Below are 3,923 nucleotides of genomic sequence, written 5' to 3'. Positions count from 1 at the left end.
GGCGCGGGCCGCTTCCACCGCCGCGTTGAGCGCCAGGATGTTGGTCTGGAAGGCGATGCCGTCGATGACGGCGATGATTTCGGCAATCTTGCGCGAGGCCGCTTCGATGTCGCGCATGGTGGTGACGACCTGGCCGACGACGTTGCCGCCCTGGGAGGCGACCGAGGCGGCGCCGATGGCCAACTGGTTGGCCTGGCGGGCGGAGTCGGCGTTCTGGCGCACGGTGGAGGTGAGCTCTTCCATGGAGGCGGCGGTTTCCTCCAGGTTGGCGGCCTGCTGTTCGGTGCGGCGGGATAGGTCGGCGTTGCCGGAGGCGATTTCCCCGGCGGCGGTGTTGATGGCGGTGGAGGCGTCCTGGATGCGGCTGACGATGTCGGTGAGCTGGGCGACGGTGGCGTTGGCGTCGTCGCGCATGCGGGCGAACACGCCGCCCAGCGCGGCGCTGTCGTCGCCGTCCATCCGCACCGTCAGATCACCGCGCGACAGGGCCGACAGCAGGGTCGAGACCTGCGCCAGGCTGCCGGCGTTGGTGTCAAGCAGACGGTTGAGCTGTTCGGCCAGTTGCAGGAAGAAGCCGCGCTTGCCACGGGTTTCCACGCGCCGGGACAGATCGCCGGCGATGGCGGCGCCGATGATGGCGGCGACTTCCTCCTCCACCCGCACCTCGGGCGTGCGGTCGCGCCACTCCACCACGTAGCCCAACGGTTGGCCCTGGTGATCGCTGACCCGCGAGATCTCCTGCCCGAACCAGGCGTCACCCAGCCTGATCTGGCCGCGATGGGTGGTCTGCATGCGTTCGAGATAGTTCGCGATGCGCTGCGGATCGGCATGGAAGCCGTCGATGTTGCTGCCGATCAGGCGCTGGGCATCGAAGTGGGGCAGGGCGCGCCGGATGTCGTCGACGTACGACGCCAGCAGTTCGGTCACCGCGCGGTTGGCGTAGATGATCTCGCGCTCCGGCGAGGCGATCATGACGCTGGTGCCGGCGTTGTCCAGCGCGGTGCGGATGCGCAGGTTCTCGTCGGCGACGCGGCGTTCCTGCGCGGTGCGATCGCGCAGCTGGGCGACCATGTCGGCCAGGGCGACATTCATCTGTCCGATTTCGTCGCCGGACGCGGCGGCGATGCGCACGTCCAGATCCCCTCGCGCCACCGCCTGGATGGCGCGCACCGCGCCGGCCATCGGGGCCAGCACCGAACGGGCGATCAGCCAGCACAGCGCCAGCGCCGCCAGCAGCACCAGCGCGCCGGCCAGGATCAGCACGCGCGCGAAACTCCAGGCGCGCGCGGCGATGTCGTCGACGTACTCGCCGGTGCCGACCACCCAGCCCCAGGGCCGGTACAGCGCCACGTAGGAGATTTTCTCGACCGGCTCGTCCACGCCGGGCTTGGCCCAGGTGTAGTCCAGGAAACCGCCACCGGCGGGACCGCGCGCGAGCTTCACCATCTCGACGAAGATGCGCTTGCCGTCCGGACTGGTCTGGTCGCCCAGGTACTTGCCGTCGAGCGCGGTCTGGTGCGGATGCATCAGCATCGTCGGCTTCTGGTCGTTGACCCACAGGTAGTCGCTGCCGCCGGGGCTGCGCAGCGCGGCGACCGCGGCCAGCGCCTCGCGCTTGGCGGTGGCCTCGTCGATCGCGCCGTCGCGCGCCAGGGTCTGGTAGCGATCGATGACGCCGAGCGCGGCGCCGACCCGGGTCTGCAGTTGCTGGCGTTCGTTCTGGAGCAGTTCGGTGTGGTTGCGCCGCGCGGTCACGGTGCACAGGGCGACGATGCCGATGGCCAGGACGGCCAGCATCAGGAGGAACTTGCCGCGCAGGGAGAGATCACTGAAACGCGGGCGGGATGTTGCGGACTTCATGGGTACTTCCGATGGCTTGCTGACAGAAAGGCGCGCCGGGCGCGGTAGGGGTATCGGCGCGGGACGCGCGGGCGTTGAATCATCCTTGGTCGTAGGGAAATGCCTGACAGCCGGCCGCGCGGGGCGTGCGCGGGCGCAAGGGAAGCCGTGGCTTCCCCCGCGCGGTCGTCGGGCGGCGGAACCGTCGCGTGGAGGCGGCCTCAGGCCGCTTCGGCCTCGGCGGTGTGTTCGGTCAGATCGGCGCTGTCGATCAGGGTCTCGATGTCCAGCAGGATCAGCATACGGTCGTCGACCGTGCCGATGCCGGAGATGAAGCGGGTATCGACGCTGGCGCCGAACTCGGGCGTCGGGCGGATCTGCTCCGGGTTCAGCGGGATCACGTCGGAGACGCTGTCGACCACGATGCCGACCACGCGGTCCTCGACGTTGAGCACGATCATCACGGTGAAGGCGTCGTAGCGCGCCTCCTTCAGGCGCAGCTTCAGGCGCAGGTCGATGACCGGGACGATGGTGCCGCGCAGGTTGATGACGCCCTTGATGTACTCGGGCGCGTCGGGCAGCCGGGTGACGGCGTCATAACCACGGATCTCCTGGACCTTCAGGATGTCCACGCCGTACTGCTCGTCACCCAGCGCGAAGCTGAGGAACTCCGCGGCCGTGGTCTTGTTGTCGCTCATCGCAATGCTCCTGTGCATTCTGGCTGGGACGCGACGGCGTCCTTCCCGCTACTCATCGGCCGCGACGGCGCGGACTTTAGGCGGCGCCGGGGGCGGGTGGGCGGAACTGCGACGGGGGCCGCAGGACCGGTGGACGCTCAGCCGATCCCGCGCTCGCGGGCGCTGCGCTGCCGCTCCATGCGGAAGATGTAGCGCTGGATCTGGGCGTCCCCGCCCCGGGGCAGGTCGGTGAACTGGCAGCCGGCCCGCCAGATTTCGCGGCCGTTGGGCCGGGACTGGCGGAACAGGTTCTTGACCATCAGGCGCACCACCAGCGGTTCGCCGTCCGGCAGCAGCAGCCGGCAATCGGTGTATTCGCGGAAGGGGCGGAATTCCGGCCGCTCCGCCGGGACTTCCACCGCCACGCCGCCACCGCTGATGTCCAGCACCCGCATCTCCACCCATTGCGGCTCGTCCTCGCCGACGGCGAACGGAACCTGGCAGCGCACCGGGTACGACACCGGCACCTGCAGGCGGTAGAACTCGCGCCGCTGCAGGCGCAGCACGCGCTCCGGCAGCGGCGCGCGGAACGCGGTCTGGCCGTCCACGCGCAGGCGCTCGCAATCGGCCAGCGGGAATTGCACATGCACGCGATCCAGCTGCGACACGCAGACGATCTGGGTGGCTTCCTCGACCGCGCGGTTGATGGTCTCGCTGATGCTGCCGTCGAACAGCAGGCTGCCTTCGTCGTCGGCAAGCTCGATGAGCGCGGTGGGAAAGACATGGCCGCGCGGCACCAGGTGCGCGCTGATCAGGGCGCGCCGATCGATCAGCGCCTGCAGGACCTGGCGGATGTCGCGCGGGTGCCTGAGCAGGTACTTCTCTTCTTCGTCGTACCGCACGGGTTCCTGGGTGGCGGTCTCGATCTGGTCGGACATACGGGTCTAGTGGGAGCGGAATGCGGCCGGACCCTGGTGGGGAGCAGGGCATCTGTCAGATATATCGACCCCGTCACGGATTCTTTAGAGGAACGGAGAGCGACGGTGACGGGGTCGTCGCACGGAATCGGAATCCCGCTCGATCTTCCGTTGATGGAGGGCAAGGCAAAAAGCGGGTGATCCGTGCAGGTGAGGGCCCGCTTCGAACTTGCCCTCTTGGAAAACGGAGGTGGGTGCATGCGTCAGGGGATGGTGGGGGATTGGCGCTTCGCGAAAAGCAAATCCCCCTCGGTCCCCCTTCTTCGAAGGGGGAGGCGAGCGCGGGCGGTCCGTGTTGGACAGCCCCCTTCAAGAAAGGGGCCGGGCACCCGCGGCACCGGGCCCGGCGCTGTCGTCAGAACTCCTGCCAGTCGCCGTCGGCGAGCGCCGGTTCGGGCTTGCGGCGGACCGGCGCGGCCGGCTTGCGCGG

At 69.1% G+C, this 3,923-nt stretch carries 3 protein-coding genes; all 3 read right to left on the bottom strand.

Going from position 1 to position 3,923, the window contains the following annotated elements; translation table 11 throughout:
- Positions 1–1,860, bottom strand: a 1,860-nt coding sequence (locus ACTHN1_RS12965) for a cache domain-containing protein (RefSeq protein ID WP_440471357.1), incomplete at its 3' end; no start/stop codon positions are given.
- Positions 1,861–2,060: 200 nt separating this feature from the next.
- On the bottom strand, positions 2,061–2,537 hold the full coding sequence (locus tag ACTHN1_RS12960; protein ID WP_440471356.1) for a chemotaxis protein CheW: 477 nt from the start codon (positions 2,535–2,537) through the stop codon (positions 2,061–2,063).
- Positions 2,538–2,674: 137 nt separating this feature from the next.
- Positions 2,675–3,454, bottom strand: a complete 780-nt coding sequence (locus tag ACTHN1_RS12955) for a flagellar brake protein (protein WP_440471355.1) — start codon at positions 3,452–3,454, stop codon at positions 2,675–2,677.
- Positions 3,455–3,923: the final 469 nt, after the last annotated feature.

It is taken from the genome of Pseudoxanthomonas sp. (genome assembly GCF_051953815.1).
Lineage (GTDB): Bacteria > Pseudomonadota > Gammaproteobacteria > Xanthomonadales > Xanthomonadaceae > Pseudoxanthomonas_A.
The sequence above is the reverse complement of the archived record's forward strand: the minus strand, read 5'-3'. Positions and strand labels throughout refer to the sequence as shown.

What these genes read in the sequence shown, in the direction of transcription:
- ACTHN1_RS12960 (WP_440471356.1), bottom strand. Translation starts at nt 2,537, where the DNA reads ATGAGCGACAACAAGACCACGGCCGCGGAGTTCCTCAGCTTCGCGCTG.
- ACTHN1_RS12955 (WP_440471355.1), bottom strand. Translation starts at nt 3,454, where the DNA reads ATGTCCGACCAGATCGAGACCGCCACCCAGGAACCCGTGCGGTACGAC.